Annotated in this window: 17 protein-coding genes, 1 tRNA gene and 1 pseudogene; 11 read left to right on the top strand and 8 right to left on the bottom strand. The window is 58.0% G+C overall.

What is annotated here, in order from left to right:
* Positions 1 to 98: 98 nt before the first annotated feature.
* The 7 genes and pseudogenes from JFN90_RS16970 to JFN90_RS17000 form a co-directional block, all read right to left on the bottom strand.
* Complete coding sequence (locus tag JFN90_RS16970) at positions 99 to 686, bottom strand: phospholipase D-like domain-containing protein (protein WP_199396308.1); 588 nt, start codon at positions 684 to 686, stop codon at positions 99 to 101.
* 338 nt (positions 687 to 1024) lie between these two features.
* A complete protein-coding gene (locus JFN90_RS16975; protein WP_199396309.1) occupies positions 1025 to 2032 on the bottom strand; it encodes a hypothetical protein in 1008 nt (335 codons plus the stop codon).
* Between the two features lie 92 nt (positions 2033 to 2124).
* Positions 2125 to 2556: pseudogene (gene rplI, locus JFN90_RS16980) on the bottom strand (50S ribosomal protein L9); the annotation flags it as partial.
* 152 nt (positions 2557 to 2708) lie between these two features.
* Positions 2709 to 3311, bottom strand: coding sequence for a DUF2845 domain-containing protein (locus JFN90_RS22650; RefSeq protein ID WP_199396311.1), 603 nt, complete (start codon positions 3309 to 3311; stop codon positions 2709 to 2711).
* A 51-nt stretch (positions 3312 to 3362) separates the two neighbouring features.
* A complete protein-coding gene (locus tag JFN90_RS16990) occupies positions 3363 to 3974 on the bottom strand; it encodes a hypothetical protein (protein ID WP_199396312.1) in 612 nt (203 codons plus the stop codon).
* 296 nt (positions 3975 to 4270) lie between these two features.
* Positions 4271 to 5320 carry a Fic family protein gene (locus JFN90_RS16995; protein WP_199396313.1) on the bottom strand — a complete coding sequence of 350 codons (1050 nt, stop codon included), beginning with the start codon at positions 5318 to 5320 and terminating at the stop codon, positions 4271 to 4273.
* 272 nt (positions 5321 to 5592) lie between these two features.
* Positions 5593 to 5690, bottom strand: a tRNA-Sec gene (locus tag JFN90_RS17000).
* Between the two features lie 245 nt (positions 5691 to 5935).
* Between JFN90_RS17000 and JFN90_RS17005 the strand changes: the two genes are divergently transcribed.
* The 7 genes from JFN90_RS17005 to galU all read left to right on the top strand — a co-directional run bounded on the left by JFN90_RS17005 (position 5936) and on the right by galU (position 9836).
* On the top strand, positions 5936 to 6268 hold the full coding sequence (locus JFN90_RS17005; protein ID WP_199396314.1) for a YggT family protein: 333 nt from the start codon (positions 5936 to 5938) through the stop codon (positions 6266 to 6268).
* The gene (locus JFN90_RS17010; protein WP_199396315.1) at positions 6265 to 6711 is read left to right on the top strand and encodes a DivIVA domain-containing protein; all 447 of its coding nucleotides are present in this window, start codon (positions 6265 to 6267) and stop codon (positions 6709 to 6711) included. Before JFN90_RS17005 ends, JFN90_RS17010 begins: the two co-directional genes overlap by 4 nt.
* A complete protein-coding gene (locus JFN90_RS17015) occupies positions 6711 to 7025 on the top strand; it encodes a DUF167 domain-containing protein (protein ID WP_199396316.1) in 315 nt (104 codons plus the stop codon). Before JFN90_RS17010 ends, JFN90_RS17015 begins: the two co-directional genes overlap by 1 nt.
* Entirely contained in the window at positions 7022 to 7480 is a 459-nt protein-coding gene (locus tag JFN90_RS17020) for a CBS domain-containing protein (RefSeq protein ID WP_199396317.1), read from the top strand. The genes JFN90_RS17015 and JFN90_RS17020 overlap by 4 nt, the downstream gene beginning before the upstream one ends.
* 85 nt (positions 7481 to 7565) lie before the next feature.
* Positions 7566 to 7808 carry an FmdB family zinc ribbon protein gene (locus JFN90_RS17025; RefSeq protein WP_199396318.1) on the top strand — a complete coding sequence of 81 codons (243 nt, stop codon included), beginning with the start codon at positions 7566 to 7568 and terminating at the stop codon, positions 7806 to 7808.
* Between the two features lie 174 nt (positions 7809 to 7982).
* The gene (folD, locus tag JFN90_RS17030; protein WP_199396319.1) at positions 7983 to 8828 is read left to right on the top strand and encodes a bifunctional methylenetetrahydrofolate dehydrogenase/methenyltetrahydrofolate cyclohydrolase FolD; all 846 of its coding nucleotides are present in this window, start codon (positions 7983 to 7985) and stop codon (positions 8826 to 8828) included.
* 141 nt (positions 8829 to 8969) lie between these two features.
* The gene (galU, locus tag JFN90_RS17035) at positions 8970 to 9836 is read left to right on the top strand and encodes a UTP--glucose-1-phosphate uridylyltransferase GalU (protein WP_199396320.1); all 867 of its coding nucleotides are present in this window, start codon (positions 8970 to 8972) and stop codon (positions 9834 to 9836) included.
* Here galU and JFN90_RS17040 read toward each other — a convergent pair.
* Complete coding sequence (locus JFN90_RS17040; protein ID WP_199396321.1) at positions 9833 to 10675, bottom strand: TonB family protein; 843 nt, start codon at positions 10673 to 10675, stop codon at positions 9833 to 9835. The two genes, galU and JFN90_RS17040, sit on opposite strands and share 4 nt — an antisense overlap.
* 237 nt (positions 10676 to 10912) lie before the next feature.
* Between JFN90_RS17040 and JFN90_RS17045 the strand changes: the two genes are divergently transcribed.
* The 4 genes from JFN90_RS17045 to JFN90_RS17060 all read left to right on the top strand — a co-directional run bounded on the left by JFN90_RS17045 (position 10913) and on the right by JFN90_RS17060 (position 16411).
* The gene (locus JFN90_RS17045) at positions 10913 to 11725 is read left to right on the top strand and encodes an electron transfer flavoprotein subunit beta/FixA family protein (RefSeq protein ID WP_199396322.1); all 813 of its coding nucleotides are present in this window, start codon (positions 10913 to 10915) and stop codon (positions 11723 to 11725) included.
* 22 nt (positions 11726 to 11747) lie between these two features.
* Positions 11748 to 13073, top strand: coding sequence for an FAD-binding protein (locus JFN90_RS17050; protein ID WP_199396323.1), 1326 nt, complete (start codon positions 11748 to 11750; stop codon positions 13071 to 13073).
* A gap of 55 nt (positions 13074 to 13128) precedes the next feature.
* Positions 13129 to 15123 carry a (Fe-S)-binding protein gene (locus tag JFN90_RS17055; RefSeq protein ID WP_199396324.1) on the top strand — a complete coding sequence of 665 codons (1995 nt, stop codon included), beginning with the start codon at positions 13129 to 13131 and terminating at the stop codon, positions 15121 to 15123.
* 343 nt (positions 15124 to 15466) lie between these two features.
* Entirely contained in the window at positions 15467 to 16411 is a 945-nt protein-coding gene (locus tag JFN90_RS17060; protein ID WP_328755758.1) for a CapA family protein, read from the top strand.
* Positions 16412 to 16432 lie beyond the last annotated feature (21 nt).

The following is a 16432-nucleotide window of genomic DNA, read 5'->3' on the forward strand; positions in this document are numbered from 1 at the left end:
TTTTCGCAGGCGTAAGGACCGGTAAACGAACAGAACGTTGGTTACGTCTTGCTGAAGATTAGCGCTAATCGGCTAAAATCATAGGCTCCCGATGTTTCTCAGGTCGGAGGTCTTAAGCCGCGCTTGACGCGGCGGTCGTTTCGCTTTTTGAACTCCTTTTGATACTCTTCGATTCTTTCCTTGGTTGCCTCAAGCACCATTTCCTTTCGGCCCTTCAACTCCAGCAGGTAGACGAGAAGTTCGTTATGGAAGGCGGTGTCGAAACCTCCTTTAACCACTACCGACGCCTCGTCGTTTTTCGATAGTCCTCCCTCCGTGAGGTTTGCCGACCCAATAATTGCGGTGAATTTGCTGGAGGTTCTGAAATAATAGACCTTGGTGTGAAAGATCGAGCCTTTCTTTTCACAGAGGTAGAGCTTAGCCCCCCTGTGCTGCGAGACTAAGTCAAGCAACTCAGTGAGGGCCTCCGGCGTGGTGTTCCACTCGTTCAGGCTGGCGTAGATTTCCACCGGGACCCCACGCTCTAAAGCAGAGATGAGTTGCGATTTGATTAACCTGATGCCATTGGGTTTCCAGTAAGCCGCACAGAGGATGATAGATTCTGCGTCAGTTCCGGCCTTGGCGAGTACCTCTTCATGACTGTGTCCCTTGTTCAGGCTGTTGCTCACAAACTCTATGGAATCCATTTAGCAGTCTCCTTCATGGGGAATAGCAGTTTACTGGGGCTGATAAAGGCTAGAGGGGGGGCGTCCATGTATTGTGGGCTAATATTAGCAAGAGGGACGTGTTGAGATTTTAACTTCTTTCTCTGTTGCGTCTGCAAATCTCAGAATCTCAGCAACGTCCCCTAGTGCCCTAGTGCCTCTCTACCTTGCGATTTTAAGTAAATTTCAAGTAAGTCTTACTGTCAAATCTGTTCTACAACACTAACGCCGAGAGCGCAGCGTCGTGACCGCTGTCGCGCTTGTGATCTTTTGCCGTCAATCCCCGGTATCGGTGCCATGGCGCTTGCCAGCGGCTTCTTTTAAGATTTTTTCAAATCGTTATTGTCTGTGTGACAATCATTGCAAATATCATCTTTAAAATATGATGCAGGGAAGAACGACTTACATTTTTGGCACTTTATAAGTTTGTATCGTAAATACAACCACATTTCATTCCAGTATTCACTGTCTGATTCTTTCATCAACAGTGTTTCCTTCACCTCGTTCTTTTTTAAGGCAAATACAGCTTGGAAATAGGCGCCATTTCTGAGGTGATGCCGCAACGAAATGAGGTATGTAATTCTTGCGTTCGCAATTAGCGAACCGAACATAGTAACGTATATAAACTTTTTCGCACTAATTCTTGTCAAGTTCATTACTTTAAATGCAGTAGGGTCAATAATAAATAAAACTTTTGATATCAGTCCAATTTGATCAAACCAATACAGCAAAAAATAAAATACAGCTAAAATTAGAGACAAAAAGGAAATGTAGGTCAGGCATTCGGCAAATACCCACTGTTCTTCAATCTCCTTTCTGGCATCTTTGTCGAGAAGCAGCCAAAACATTGGCCAGAAAAAAATTGACTTAATTCCATATCTTGAATTGGGATATGCTTCATAAGCTCTAAGAATATTTCCGAGCAAAGTTGGCATTTCCGCTTGGTAACGCGGCACTCGTTCAGTTGGAATTTCTTTTATTGGAAAGCGGAGCAATTTGCCATTGATAACTTGTCGCTTTATCTGATCATTAGTCTGATCATAGACTGTTTGAAGATGTGTGATTTTTTTTTGTAATCGTGAAATGCAAAATTTTCTCAGAAATTCCGGCCAAAACCAGTACCCTTCGTAGAATCTTAAAATATGTTCTCCAATAAAGATACAAAATAAACCTACAGCAATTGAAAAGAAGATATAAAATTCAAAGTTACTACCTAGTCTGTAAGGAAACACACACTCGTACACTGGAGCTATAGCCAGCGATGCGAATGAACCCGGGATAATTATTCGCAATAAAAAAGGAAAGCCAAAACTGAAAAATGATTTCATGTACGCCCTCGTTGTTATTTCTTAGGAGGTGACGGAGGGACATCGTCTTCACCTCCAGGATTTACGCAGCAAACAGCGCTTTCAACGCCTATGACTTTTATTACCAAACCTGCGGTAATTTCTGGGTGTAACTTTACCAGCGCCCTGTGCTCACCAATAGCTTTTATTGGTTCTGTCAAAATTATGCGTTTTCTATCAATTTCTACGCCGCACTCTTTTAAATTATTGGCAAGTTCTAGGTTAGTGATAGAACCGAATAATTTGCCATGCTCTCCTGCTTTATGCTGCACAGTTATCTGTATAGCTTCAATTTTAGCTGCGAGTACTTTTGCTGCATCGAGGACTCGTTTCTTTTTATACTCTAAATGTCTTTTAGCGTGTTCAAGAGCTTTTGCGTTCTTTGTATTTGCTTCAACTGCAAATCCCTTAGGAAGTAAATAATTTCTTGCATAGCCTGGTGCTACTTTAACGATATCGCCAATTCTCCCAAGTTCCTCAATGTTCTCCTTTAGTATAACTTTCATTGCTCCTCCGTTCATATTGAAATTCTAATTTGTTAGGGGTGCTAAGGGGACGTTGTTGAGTTGATTGACTTGGCGGGGTAAAAGCAAACAACTTCCGCCTGCCATACCTTCGCCATATGGCCCCATCGTCACATGACCACCAATCTCGGCTATCAATATCCATATTCGAGACTGAGAACTTTGCTCACGCGGCCGCCTTTAAAACAAACACCTTGCATGAACTCATTGGGACCAAAGTTGTACAACCAAATCTCTCGGCAGTCTCTGGCGCCACCTGATCGAGTTGCCGGCTGTGCGCATTTTTCTAAGACCTCTCCCCTTGTGTCGCCTTTCGTCGCTATACCGTTACTGCACCTGCACGCTTCAAAGACGTTCATCCGGGTGTTGCCATTTGCTGCATTCATAGCAATCAATGCGACATTTTTCGGTGGGGCGGCGTGTTGTGGTGCAACCGGTGCCGGAGATGCCTGTTCAGGGGACAACGGTGAACCCTGCTGCAAACCTTGCTGGTATGCAGCCTGAATAGGTGCCTGTTCAGCACGGGGTGCTTGGTATCTTGCCGGGACGATAACGACCTCGTTCCCGTTCTTGTCGGTGTAGTGTTCGTAACCGGCTGAATCTGTCTGTTTCTGAGCCTGCTGGGCGTCCCCCTCTCTCCCTCTCTCCCTCTCTCCCTCTCTCCCTCTCTCCCTCTCTCCCTCTCTCCCTCTCTCCCTCTCTCCGATTGGTCTGAAAACCGACTGCTTGGGACACATTTGCTTACTTCAAAAAAAATGGAGAATTGCCTCTCCATCTTTCTCGAAGGGCTACCCCATTGTGGTTGATTGTTTTTTAAGTTGGCGAAGCAATAACCATGTGCTCATCATCACGCCAAGAATGGACCCAACTCCGGTAGAGAACTCGTATGTTAACCGAATTTTCTTCAATTCCCGAACGGGATAGAACACTCCAGTGCCCTCTTCGATAATGTTTAGTTCGTATTGCATTACTCCTAGCACATCCTGTGGCATAATGGATTGCGTTGGGCTACTACGGGGAGGGTAAATAATTTTTTGACTATAATTTGGTACTCCAAGTTTCTCGCTTGTCACCTCCTTCCAATCAGAAAGGACAATGTCATAAGAATACGGTACCTTTTTTGTGATTTTTTTGTGTATTAATATCGGCCTCCCAGATCCATCCATGACAGCCATTTTTAAATTTTGACGCCTGAGCTTGGAGGGAGGATCAGTGGCGAGGTGGTTTTCGGGAAGTTCCACTTCTTTCCATGCATATTGGGGTACGATTTCGTCATAAGTCACCGTTCTTTTTGGTAATACATGATCTAAGGTGATAGATAGAATTAGCGCCAGCGCACCACAGAGCAGTGGTGACAGAGCTATACACTCCTTTATTAAGCCCTCTTTTAAATATTTCATTGTGAATCCAATTTGCTATTCAGTAGCAGCCCGCAGTGTCCGATGTTTCAGCAATTGCTTATTAAGCGGGTCACACTATAAGATGTCTTTTGAGGCAAGTCAAACGGGAATGACTGCCATGCTGGAAGATCGACTGATCCAGTCACACGCAGGCTTGGAACACCGACGACCTCCCAGAGCGGGGAGGGGGGCGGGGCTTTGTGGTAAGAGTGGGGTCAGGGGGCGAGAACTGCTCGCGTGGGGACGAAAGAAGGGGCGAATGATTATTCGCCCCTACAGGGTCATGCGTACTGGCCTCAGCGCCCCACAGTGTACCAGGTCCCCCTGCCGTTGCCGTGCTGCAGGAGGTGCCCTTGCTGCACCAGTTGGCGGAAGTGAAGCTTGGCCGTGTTCCGGTTCAGACCGAGCAGTTCGACCGCATCGGAGATGGTGACCCTGCCACGCTCCCTGGCAATTGCCACCAGTCGCTCCGCCACCGGCGACATCCGCTCCAGGAGATTCTCGCGTTCCACCTTGTAGAGGAGGGCGTCCTTCTGCCTCTTCAGGCTCTGCAGGAAGAACCGCACCCATGGGTCGAGGTTCTCTTTCTCGCTGCGGATCTCGCGCTGCGCCTGCCGAAGCGCGCGGTAATAAGCATCCTTATTTTCCTCGATCACCCGCTCAAGCGAGCTGTAGGGGACGTAGCGGTAGCCGCTCCGGGTCAAGAGGAGGGTGGTGAGCACCCGGGAGAGCCGACCGTTGCCGTCTTGAAAGGGATGGATGGCGAGAAAGTGCACCGTGAAGGCCGCGACGACCAACAGCGGATGGAGTTCCCGCTCCGAGAGTGCACGGCGAGTCGCCTCGATGAACTCCGCCATGAGCTTCGGGGTGTCGAAGGGAGAGGCTGTCTCAAAGATGACGCCCAGGCTTTTGCCGTCAGGATCGAAGGCCTCGACGTTGTTGGAAAACTTCTTGTATTCCCCGCGGTGGGTCAGGTCCTTGCCGCTGTACTTGAGGAGAATACCGTGCAGTTGCTTCACGTGGTTCTCCGTGAGCGTGATCTGCTCCCAGGAATCGAAAACCACTCCCATGGCCTCGGCGTAGCCTGCGACCTCTTCCTCGTCTCGGGAGCGGAAGGAGTTCACGTCGAGGTTGGCGAGAAGAAGCTCCACCTGATGGTCGGAGAGCTTCGCCCCTTCGATCCTGGTCGAGGAACCGACCGATTCGATGGTGGCGACGCGGCGCAGCGACTGCAGCACGTCCGGCGCAAGTTTGCCCAGAAGTTCCCAGCGTCCCTTGAACTCGTCCAGTTCCGCAACCAGATTCAGCACACTTGCGTCGATAGTTATGCTTTCCAGTCTGATCATATCCCTCTCCACCCGTAAATATACCCATAAATACCCAAAAGAACAACGAGGATTCTCGCACGGTAAACCCCAAGTCCGTATCATGTAAGCGTGGTCGGGTCGAATGGGCGGTATTAGGGCGCAGTTGTTTTTCAGGAACGCGCTACAGACGCGATTTGGGACGGAAGCTTCTCAGAAGCCGTGCGAGGAAGTTGACTGGGAGATGCGGGATGGGATGAACGAAAGTAGGGGCGAATGATTATTCGCCCCTACAAGGTCATGCGTTTAGGTAATGGCGGAAGCACATGGGAATCGAACCCACCAGGGAAGTTTCTCACCCCCCTCACTGGTTTTGAAGACCAGGCCGCCCACCAGCGACGGTGGTGCTTCCTCATTCGTTTCTGTCGTACTTGTTTAAAACATCTCCAACCTTTAGTCAATATGTAAATTCGAATGTAATTCATTGGGCTCGGTCTGATCGAGCTGACCTACATCTTTCATATTTGTGCCCGGTATAAATTGTATTCGTTATTGCTAATACTTATCACACTCTCACTACCCCGCTCACCCTTGACAAACCATCGTGTTTTCTGTATAGCTTGGCATGCTTTACCACCCAATCTCTGAGGGGGAGAAATGATCCTGCTTGCCAACATCCTCTTGGCCCTTGCGAAGATCGTCGAGTTGGCCAGTGGTCTTTTAACCGTCTATAAGTACATACTGCTCGCGAGCGTCATCATCTCCTGGGTCAACGCCGATCCTTACAACCCCATCGTCAACTTCATCTACCGCGTGACGGAGCCGGCTCTGCGGCGCATCCGCCGCTACATGCCGGACACCGGGATGCTCGACCTCTCGCCGCTGGTCCTGTTCGCCCTCATCTACCTGGTGCAGATCATCGTCTTCGACACCGCCTATACCTACCTGATGATCTTCAGTACCCAGCTCAAAGGAGGGGGAACCCTGTGAAAATATCTCCGATGGACATCCAGCAGCAGCAGTTCAAGGGAAAGATGCTGGGCGGCCTCGACCCCGAGGACGTCGATAGCTTTCTGCAACTGGTTGCCGGCGAGATGGAGGAGCTGATCAGGGAGAACAACGACCTGAAGGAGCGCTTAAACCGTAACGCGACCGCGATGGCCGAGATGGAGGCCCGCGAATCGCAACTGCGAGAGACCATGCTCGCGGCCCAGCGCATCACCGAGGAGATGAAGGCGAACGCCCAGAAGGAGGCGCACCTCATGATCTCGGAGGCGGAGCTGAAGGGAGAGCGCATCATCGCGGACGCCGAGAACAAGCTGGTGCAGTTGAACAACCAGATACAGGACCTGAGAAGGGACAAGCTCCAGTTCGAGAGCGGCTTCAAGAACCTCCTGGATACCTACTACAAGTTGCTCGCGCTGGATAAATAATGAGCCAGGAGTCGGTGAGGGTTACCCAGACGCCGGAGGGGCTCATCTTTACGGTGCACGTGCAGCCGCGCGCCTCGCGCAGCGAGATCTGCGGCCCCAAGGAAGGCGAGCTCCGGGTCCGGCTCACGTCGCCGCCGGTTGACGACGCGGCCAACAAGCAGTGCGTGGAACTGATCGCGAAAAGCCTGGGCATCGCCAAGTCCAAGGTGAGCATCAAGTCCGGGTCCAAGTCCCGGCACAAGGTAGTGAGGGTGGAGGGGGTAGAGCAGGATGATCTCGACCCGCTATTCAAAATAAACAAGGAGCATCCATGAAGGCGAGAGACATTATGGTAACGGACGTGCCGTCCATCACCACCAAGACCACGGTGGCAGAGGCGGTCCGGATCATGAAGAGCAACTTCGGCGACGAGAGTTTCCTGAACGCGGCGCCGGGCCTGATCGTGGTCAACGAAAGGGGAGGGCTGGCAGGCATCCTGACGCCGCTCAGCATCATCACGGCCATCATGGACGGCGCGCCGGAAGGGAAATCCGACCCCGCTTTCTTCGGCTCTCTGTGCGACCGCATCAAGGATCTTCCCATCTCCGTCATCATGGAGCACCAGCCGATCTCGGTAACCCAGGACGCCAGCGTCAGCGATATAGCGCGGCTCTTCCTCACCCACCGCTTCCAGAGGGTGCCGGTGGTGGACGGCAAAAAGGTGGTGGGCCTCATCTACCGCTCGCGCCTGCTCTTCGCCATTTCCCATAGTCTCCAGGTTGCCCCTTGACAAAGATGGGGGCGGGTCTTTATATTAATCCTGCCCTTAGCCGTCTTATGGCTGGTGTCACAGTTTATTAGGAGGTAGCAAAGAAATGCCACTTTACGAGTATCAATGCAAAAGCTGCAATAATACCTTTGAGTTGCGCCAGAAGTTCTCCGACGCGCCCGCTTCCGAATGCCCCGCCTGCGGCGGCCCGGTCGAGAAGCTGATCTCCCAGTCTGGTTTTTCACTGAAAGGGGGAGGGTGGTACGGCGACGGTTACGGCACCACCAAGACTGCCGCACCCGCCTGCCCCTCCGGCGGAAGCTGCGCCGGCTGCCCCTCTGCCTCCTGATCGAAACCCACCAGGCCCCCGTTCGCGGGGGCCTTTTTTTGTCCCGTTTTCCGGCAAAGTCCTTTACAAAGACCCTCACTTTACTTATTATCGACAGCTTAAAACCTGATGCCGGTCGGGCCCGCGCGCCCGCACCGCGCCTGCATATTTCATTGAAAAGAGGGGTGCACGTTAATGGCGAAAATCATCGACGGGAAGGCCATCGCGGCGAAAATCCGCGCAGAGATCAGCGCAGAGGCGGCTCAGCTGAAGGAGAAGGGGATCGTCCCCGGTTTGGCCGTGGTGCTGGTGGGCGAGGACCCGGCCAGCAAGGTCTACGTCTCCATGAAGGAGAAGGCGTGCGCTGATGTGGGGATCTTTTCCGACGAGTACAAGCTCCCGGTGGAGACCAGCGAAGACGAGCTGTTGGCCCTGATCGCGAAGCTGAATGCGGACCCCAAGATCCACGGTATCCTGGTGCAGTTGCCGCTGCCCAAGCAGATCAACACCGAGCGCGTCCTCGAGGCGATCTCGCCGGACAAGGACGCTGACGGTTTCCACCCCTACAACGTGGGGCGCCTGGTGATCGGCAAGCCGCTCTTCCAGCCCTGCACCCCCTACGGCGTCATGGTGATGCTCAAGGAGGCGGGAGTGGAGCTTTCCGGCAAGGAAGTGGTCGTGGTGGGGCGCTCCAACATCGTCGGCAAGCCGGTCGCCTTCATGTGCCTGCAGCAAAACGCCACGGTGACCCTGTGCCACTCGAAGACGCGCGACTTGGCCGGCAAGGTGGCCCAGGCCGACGTAGTGATCGCGGCGGTGGGCGTGCCGGAGATGATCAAGGGCTCCTGGATCAAGGAAGGGGCGGTGGTCATCGACGTGGGCGTGAACCGCGTGGGCGAGAAAAAGCTGGTCGGCGACGTGGAGTACGCGGCCGCCAGCGAGCGCGCCTCGGCCATTACCCCGGTGCCGGGGGGCGTGGGGCCGATGACCATCACCATGCTGCTGCAGAACACGCTGGAGTCGGCGAAGCGCGGCATGTAGGAATGCTGACGGGGGCGCTGGGTTGGATGCGCCAGCTAGAAGCAAATCCCCCCTATCCCCCCTTCGCAAGGGGGGGACGTGAGGCGACGTGTTCCGCTAGTGGCCATCATTCTGCAATATTATTCAATGTGAGGTCTCGCTATGCGCGTTAAAAAGGCGGTCTTTCCGGTCGCAGGCCTGGGAACCAGGTTCCTGCCGGCCACCAAATCCACACCCAAGGAGATGCTGCCGCTCATCGACAAGCCACTGGTGCAGTACGTGGTGGAGGAGGCGGTAGCTTCGGGGATCGAACAGATCCTCTTCGTCACCGGCCGCGGCAAGAGGGCGATCGAGGACCACTTCGATATCGCTTTCGAGTTGGAGTCGCTGCTCTACGACAAGGGGAAGGACCACGAACTGCAGCAGGTGCGCCAGATCGCGGAGATGGCCAACATCTTCTTCGTGAGGCAGAAGGAGGCGCTAGGCCTTGGCCACGCCATCCTCTGCGCCAAGGATTTCGTGGGCGACGAGCCCTTCGCAGTCCTTTTGGGCGACGACATCATCGATGCCCAGCAGCCCTGTCTGGGGCAGCTCCTGGAGACCTACGAGACCTACCGCTCGCCGGTACTCGCCCTGGAGCAGGTCCCGATCGAGAACATCTCCTCGTACGGATGTGTCAAGGCGAACCACCTGGCCAAGCGCGCCTTCGAGGTGCTGGACCTGGTGGAGAAACCGCCGGTCGCGGAGGCGCCCTCGGACCTGGCCATCATCGGCCGCTACATCCTGACCCCGGGGATCTTCCCGATCCTGCAAAACCAGGAGCCGGGCAAGGGGGGAGAGATCCAGTTGACCGACGCCATCAAGACGCTCTCGCGCCAGGAGCCGATCTACGGCTGCCGCTTCGACGGCATTCGCCACGACTGCGGCGACAAGCTGGGCTTTTTGAAGGCAACGGTGGATATGGCGCTCAAGCGCGATGAGTTCAACGGGGATTTCGAGGCGTTTTTGAGGCAGCGCCTGGGCTGCTAGTGCAGCCGGCCGCTGCCGCTGCCGTAGTGGAAGAAGGCGATCAGTTTGAAGGTGTCGCCGGTGTACCCCTTGGGGAAGGAACCGACCGGTCCCAGGGCGTTCAGGGTGCGCAGCACCTCGTCGTCGAGGATCTTGCTCCCCGAACTCTCCAGCATGTCGACCCGGACGATCTCGCCCTTGCGGTTGAAGGTGATCCGGACCGGCGTGGTCCCCTCGATGCCGCGCAGAAGGGCCGCCTGCGGATAGTGCCACACGCCGTAGATCGCGTTTTCCAGGCGGCGTAAGAAGGAGCCGAAAAGGATATCGTCGGTGTTGAGGAAGCGGGTTTCCCCCTCCTCGACCTCGCTGCGGTACTTCTCCCGGTAGCTCTCCTCCAGGCGCGCCATCTTCGTGGCGCTGGGAAAGAGCTTGGCCCGGTCGGGAACCTGACCGGTCTTGGGCTTGAAGATCCCCTGGCCCGGAGTGACCGGCTCCTGGGAGGGTTGCACAGCCTGAGGTGAGGCCGGCTGTCTCGGCGCCGGGCGGCTCACCTGCGGCAGCGGTTTCGACCGGGGCAGCATCCGGTCCACCTCGTCCAGCCCCTTCGGTGCCGTCTCCTTGACAACACGCTGCGGTTTTTCCGCGTGCCGCTTGATCTCGGGCTTGGGCTCGGGCTTTTCCACGGGCTGGGGCTGCGGCTTCAGGTCGGGCAGCTCGGTGAGGTCGACCATGGTCGGTTCCGGTGCCGTTTTGGGTTGTCCTGGGGGGATTATCATGATAACAAGATATACCGCTACATGGACCAGTAGTGACAGCGCCAGCAGGTAGAGGAAGTTTTTTTCGATATATCTGTCGGACATGTAGCTCCACCCGCCGTTTCGGGTGTGGAATGGTCTTCACGCAAAGGGTTCCGCCCGTACGCTCCGCGTGATGGTAGAAGATCATCCGGCAAAATGCAAGGGGTTTGGGGGGCGCCCGGGCACCACGACGTTGCTAACTCCGCTGAACCCTTCCGTAAACATCCGCTCCTTGACCTAGGTCAACTTTTTTTCCCAATTCTCTAGTACTGTGAAGGCATCAAAATATCCGAGGTCACCATGCTCGTAGTGGTATGCGTTAAGCAGGTTCCCGACACAACGCAGGTACAGATCGATCCCGTCACCAACACCCTGATCCGCGAGGGTGTCCCCTTTATCGTCAACCCCTACGATACCCACGCGGTGGAGCAGGCGCTGCGCTTTAAGGACCGCTTCGGCTGCCGCGTGGCCGCCATCTCGATGGGGCCTCCCAACGCCGAGGCGACGCTGAGAAAGGCGCTGGCCCAGGGGGTTGACCGTGCGGTGCTCCTCTCCGACCGGACCTTCGGCGGCGCCGACACGCTGGCGACCAGCAAGGTGCTGGCCGCGGCCATCGAAAAGCTCGCCCAGGAAGAGGAGGTCGGGGTGGTGATCTGCGGCAAGCAGACCATCGACGGCGACACCGCCCAGGTCGGCCCCGGCATCGCCACCCGGCTCCACTTCTCGCAGCTCACCCTGGTGGACCGGGTCGACGAGCTCGATCTCTCCGCCAAGAAGATCCGGGTGAGCCGCAAGCTGGAGGGGCGCCACGAGCACGTGGAGGCGCCGCTGCCGGTGCTTTTGACCGTGGTGCGCGAGTTGAACCGGCCGCGCTACCCAACCGTCGCCATGCGCCTTGAGTCCGCCGACGCCCAGGTCGAGGTCTGGGACAACAAGGTGCTGCAACTCGACGCGAACGGCATCGGCCTGAAGGGCTCCCCCACCTGGGTGAGCCGCATCTTCTCGCCCGAACGGGCCAAGGGGGAGATGCTGGGGGACGGGGTGCACGACCCGGAAGGGGCGGCGCAGTTGCTGATCGACAAGATGCTGGAGAAGGACCTCCTGGCTCTCTAATTACATTACCAAGGGAAATGCAATGACCGATGCTGTGAAACCACCCAAGAAACCGCGCGGCAAGGCAAGGCTGCTGGAGAACAAGTGCATCGCCTGCGGGGCCCGCTGCCAGAGCGCCTGCCCGGTGGACGCGATCCAGATGAACGACGCCGGGGAGCCGATCATCGACGCCTCCCGCTGTATCGGCTGCGTCAAGTGCGTCAAGGTGTGCCCGGTGCAGGCGCTGGAGATGTCCTTCACCCCTGAAGAGCTGCGCATCCTGCAGGAGCTGGCGGCGGTGTCCGGCGGCGAGCCGGTTGAGGAGGACGCCGAGGAAGCGGCACTTAAGAAGAAGCTCGCCGCCTATTCCGGGGTCTGGGTCTTCGTGGAACAGACCGAGGGGGAGGCCGCCAAGGTCTCCTGGGAGCTTTTGGGTAAAGGGAAAGAGCTGGCACAGGCGCGCAAGTGCCCGCTGTGCGCCGTGGTGATGGGGGACGGGGTGGAGAAGCTCTGCGACCAGGCCTTCGGCTACGGCGCCGAGAAGGTCTATCTCATGGACGCGCCGGTTCTGCGCCACTACCGCACCGAGGCCTACCAGAAGAGCCTGTGCGCCCTGGTCGAGAAGTACAAGCCGGAGGTGATCCTGATGGGCGCCACCGGTCTCGGGCGCGATCTCGCTGGCGTGGTCGCCACCGTGATGGCCACCGGTCTCACCGCGGACTGCACCGGACTCTCCATCGACGACAAGGGGAACCTGATGCAGACCCGCCCGGCTTTTGGCGGCAACATCATGGCCACCATCGTCTGCGATAAGTTCCGCCCCCAGATGTCCACGGTGCGCCCGCACGTGATGCCCATGCCCGACTTCGACCCGCAGGCCAAGGGGGAGATCGTCCGGGAGCCGGTGCCGGTGGCCGAGGAGCAGGTCCTGGTCAAGGTGCTCGACATCCTGATGGACGGCGGCGGTTCCAAGGTCGACATCGCCGGGGCCGAGTTCATCGTCTCCGGTGGGCGCGGCATGATGGCCAAGGAGAACTTCTCCATGCTCGAGGAGCTGGCCCAAGTATTGGGCGGGGTGGTGGGCGCCTCTAGGAGCGCGGTCGACGCCGGCTGGATGCCCCCGGACCGCCAGGTGGGGCAGACCGGCAAGACGGTGCGCCCGAAGGTCTACATCGCCTGCGGCATCTCCGGCGCCATCCAGCACCTGGTCGGCATGCAGGACTCCGACGTGGTGATCGCCATCAACCGCGACGCCGAGGCCCCCATCTTCGAGGTGGCGAGCTACGGCCTCGTCGGCGACCTGTTCAAGATCATCCCGGCGCTGACCAACAAGCTGAGGGCCCTCAAGGCAGCCCGCTCCAAGGCGTGATCAACCTGAAAGACTAGTTGCGCGGCAGCGCCGCATTCCATAACGAGGTACCCCTATGATGCCGCAAACCGTTATTTTCACGACGCTCCTGGTCGCCTCGCTCCTCTTTTTCTGCTGGAGCGTGTACCGCCGCTTCTCGCTGGTCTACTTCGGCCAGCCGGAAGACAGGCTGGACCAACCGGCGCGCCGTCTTTCCGAGATGTTCCTGTACGCCTTCGGCCAGTTGCGCGTGCTGAGAAAGCCTTTCGGCCTGAACCACTTCGTGATCTTTTGGTCCTTCGTGATCCTGGCGCTTGCCAACGGCGAGTTCCTGGTCAACGGGGTCTTCCCGTCGGTGAGCCTCGCCCTGTTGCCGGAAGGGGTGCACCGGGTGCTCCTGTTCGCCTTCGACGTGGTGTCGCTGCTGACCCTGTTCGCCATCGCCTTCTCTTTCATCCGGCGGCTGGTGGTGAAGCCCCCCTACCTGGATAGCCTGTACGTGAAGGGGAGAAGCCCCGAGGCCTTCGCTATCCTATCCTTCATCGCGCTTTTGATGCTGGCTTACTTCGGCCTGCACGGCGCGCTGATCGCCCTCCAGACCGAGGGCAATTCCTCCGCCATGCCGGTGTCGAGCCTGGTAGGGGCCTGGCTTGGGCAGCACCCCTCCCTGATTCCGACCGTCTATCTCGTCTCCTGGTGGGTGCACGCCTTCGTGCTCTTCGCCTTCATCTGCTTTTTGCCGCACTCAAAGCACATGCACATCCTGACAGCGATCCCTAACTGCTACTTCGGGGCGCTCACCTGGCCCGCCACCCAGCCGCGGGAGAAGTTCGAGAAGGGAGCGGTCTACGGGGTAGGGGCCGTGGAGCGCTTCACCTGGAAGGACCTTTTCGACTCGTTCTCCTGCACCGAGTGCGGCCGCTGCCAGGCCGCCTGCCCGGCCACCAACACCGGTAAGGCCCTGAACCCGCGCCAGGTCGTGCACGCCATCAAGACCAACCTCATGGAGAACAGTCACGCGCTCCGGGAGGGGAGAAGCGGCACCCTGCCGCTCATCGGAGACGAGGGTGAGGGGACCAATACCGAGGAGGCCATCTGGGCCTGCACCACCTGCGGCGCCTGCATCGAGGCCTGCCCGGTGCTGATCGAGCAGATGCCCAAGATCGTCAAGATGCGGCGCCACCTGGTGGAAACCGAGTCCCGCTTCCCCGAGGAACTCTTGAACCTGTTCGAGAACATGGAACAGCGCTCCAACCCGTGGGGCATCGCCCCGGGCGAGCGTGCCAAGTGGGTTTCCACCCTGCCGGTGCAGCCGTTCGTCGCCGGCGAGACCGAGTACCTCCTCTACGTCGGGTGCGCGGGCTCCTTCGATTCCCGCGCCAAGCAGGTCACCGTGGCGCTCGCCACCGTGCTGAACGCCGCCGGCATCTCCTGGGGCATCCTGGGCAAGGACGAGAAGTGCTGCGGTGATTCGCTGAGAAGGCTCGGCAACGAGTACCTGTTCGAGAAGATGGCACTGGAGAACGTGGAAATTTTCCGCGAGCGCGGCGTCACCAAGGTGATCACCCTCTGCCCGCACTGCCTCACCACTTTGAAGAACGACTACCGCCAGTACGGCCTGGAGCTCGAGGTGGTGCACCAGAGCGAGCTGATCGCGGAACTCATCCGGAGCGGCCGCATCAAGCTGGACCGCAAGGACGACAGCCTGGGGCGGATCGCCTACCACGACCCCTGCTATCTTGGGCGCCACAACGACATCTTCGACGCACCGCGCACCCTCGTCGAGGCCGCGACCGGCACCGCCGCCGTCGAGGCGGAGCGCCACGGCAGGAACTCGTTCTGCTGCGGCGCCGGCGGCGGGCGCATGTGGATGGAGGAGTTCACCGGTGAGAGGGTGAACCACGCCCGCGTCGACGAACTCCTGGCCCAGAAGCCCGACACCATCTGCGTCGCCTGCCCATACTGCATGACCATGGTGGAGGACGGCCTCAAGGACAAGGGGGCGGGCCAGGTCCGGGTCAAGGACGTGGTCGAGGTGCTCGCCGAGGGGCTGTTGAGGAAGAACGCGTAAGGGTGGATTACTCCTCCCACCTGTAAGAGGGGGAGCGCACACCGTTCCTGTAGGGGCGAATAATATTCGCCCTCACCAGCCCTTTGCCCCTCACCCCGGCCCTCTCCCGAGGGAGAGGGGGATTGGACGGAAATGATGAAGAAGGCAATGAGCGCCACGAAAGCCTAAAAAGGAGGCTGCGGGCGGGAACCGATGCACCGTTAGTAGGCAAGGAAAGGAACTTCACCTGTCCCATTTCATCCGCATCAGCGCCAAGCTGCGCCCCTTCCGGGGCGCTGTCCTCTTTTTTTTACTCCTGCTGCCGTTCAGCGCCTACGGCGCGCCCACCGTCACCGTGGCCGCCGTGGGCGACATCATGATGGGGAGCGACTTCCCGACCTCGAAACTGCCCCCCCGCGACGGCCGGGAACTCTTCGCCGCGGTCGCTCCCTACCTGCGCCGCGCCGACCTCGCCCTGGGCAACCTGGAGGGGCCGCTGTGCAGCGAGGAAACGCCTACCAAACAGCCCCTTGCCGGGCGCCGCTACCTGTTCCGCACCCCGCCGTCCTACGCCCAAAACCTCAAAGATGCCGGCTTTTCCGTGCTCACCCTGGCCAACAATCACGCCCTGGACTTCGGCCGTGCCGGTCTCGAGTCGACCAGGAATGCGCTCAGCGAGGCGGGGCTACAGTTTTCCAGCAGGAAAGGTGAGATCGCCCGCTTCGACCTGCACGGCGTGCGCGTCGCCGTGATCGCGCTCTCCTTCGGCCCGCCGCCTCGCTCCCTCGTTTTTCCGGCACAGCCGCTGCAAGAGATCGCCCGTGCCTCCGCCGACTACGACGTGGTGATCCTCTCCATCCACGCCGGTGCCGAGGGGAGGGGGGCGCTGCACGTGGCTCCCGGGGAGGAGCGCTTTCTGGACGAGTCGCGCGGCGACTTGGTCCGCTTCGCCCACGATGCCATTGACCGCGGCGCCGACTTGGTGCTCGCCCACGGGCCGCACGTGCCGCGCGCCCTGGAGCTGTACCGCGGCAGGCTCATCGCCTACAGCCTCGGGAACTTCGCCACCTACGGCGGGGTGAGCGTCGCCGGCGAGAGCGGCTACGCGCCGCTTCTCAACGTGGAGCTGGCGGCGGACGGGTCCTTCTTGGGCGGGAGCATCGACTCCTTCCGGCAGTTCCGCTACACCGCCCCGCAACCCGACCCCAAGCGCCGCGCCCTGCGCCTGATACGCAGGCTCTCGGCCGATGACTTCCCTGAGTCGCCGCTGGTGTTAGGGGAGGGGGGGCGGATCACGGTAAAGAAATAGGATAACAACATCTAAATTCGG

Source organism: Geomonas propionica (assembly GCF_016458235.1).
GTDB classification, from domain to species: Bacteria; Desulfobacterota; Desulfuromonadia; order Geobacterales; family Geobacteraceae; genus Geomonas; species Geomonas propionica.

Bases quoted from the DNA above. Each gene is read 5' to 3' on its own strand.
- JFN90_RS17025 (WP_199396318.1), top strand. From the start codon at position 7,566: ATGCCACTTTACGAGTATCAATGCAAAAGCTGCAATAATACCTTTGAG.
- JFN90_RS17055 (WP_199396324.1), top strand. From the start codon at position 13,129: ATGATGCCGCAAACCGTTATTTTCACGACGCTCCTGGTCGCCTCGCTC.
- JFN90_RS17050 (WP_199396323.1), top strand. From the start codon at position 11,748: ATGACCGATGCTGTGAAACCACCCAAGAAACCGCGCGGCAAGGCAAGG.
- JFN90_RS16975 (WP_199396309.1), bottom strand. From the start codon at position 2,032: ATGAAATCATTTTTCAGTTTTGGCTTTCCTTTTTTATTGCGAATAATT.
- JFN90_RS16970 (WP_199396308.1), bottom strand. From the start codon at position 686: ATGGATTCCATAGAGTTTGTGAGCAACAGCCTGAACAAGGGACACAGT.
- JFN90_RS16995 (WP_199396313.1), bottom strand. From the start codon at position 5,320: ATGATCAGACTGGAAAGCATAACTATCGACGCAAGTGTGCTGAATCTG.
- galU (WP_199396320.1), top strand. From the start codon at position 8,970: ATGCGCGTTAAAAAGGCGGTCTTTCCGGTCGCAGGCCTGGGAACCAGG.
- folD (WP_199396319.1), top strand. From the start codon at position 7,983: ATGGCGAAAATCATCGACGGGAAGGCCATCGCGGCGAAAATCCGCGCA.
- JFN90_RS17005 (WP_199396314.1), top strand. From the start codon at position 5,936: ATGATCCTGCTTGCCAACATCCTCTTGGCCCTTGCGAAGATCGTCGAG.
- JFN90_RS17015 (WP_199396316.1), top strand. From the start codon at position 6,711: ATGAGCCAGGAGTCGGTGAGGGTTACCCAGACGCCGGAGGGGCTCATC.
- JFN90_RS17040 (WP_199396321.1), bottom strand. From the start codon at position 10,675: ATGTCCGACAGATATATCGAAAAAAACTTCCTCTACCTGCTGGCGCTG.
- JFN90_RS17020 (WP_199396317.1), top strand. From the start codon at position 7,022: ATGAAGGCGAGAGACATTATGGTAACGGACGTGCCGTCCATCACCACC.
- JFN90_RS17045 (WP_199396322.1), top strand. From the start codon at position 10,913: ATGCTCGTAGTGGTATGCGTTAAGCAGGTTCCCGACACAACGCAGGTA.
- JFN90_RS16990 (WP_199396312.1), bottom strand. From the start codon at position 3,974: ATGAAATATTTAAAAGAGGGCTTAATAAAGGAGTGTATAGCTCTGTCA.
- JFN90_RS22650 (WP_199396311.1), bottom strand. From the start codon at position 3,311: ATGTGTCCCAAGCAGTCGGTTTTCAGACCAATCGGAGAGAGGGAGAGA.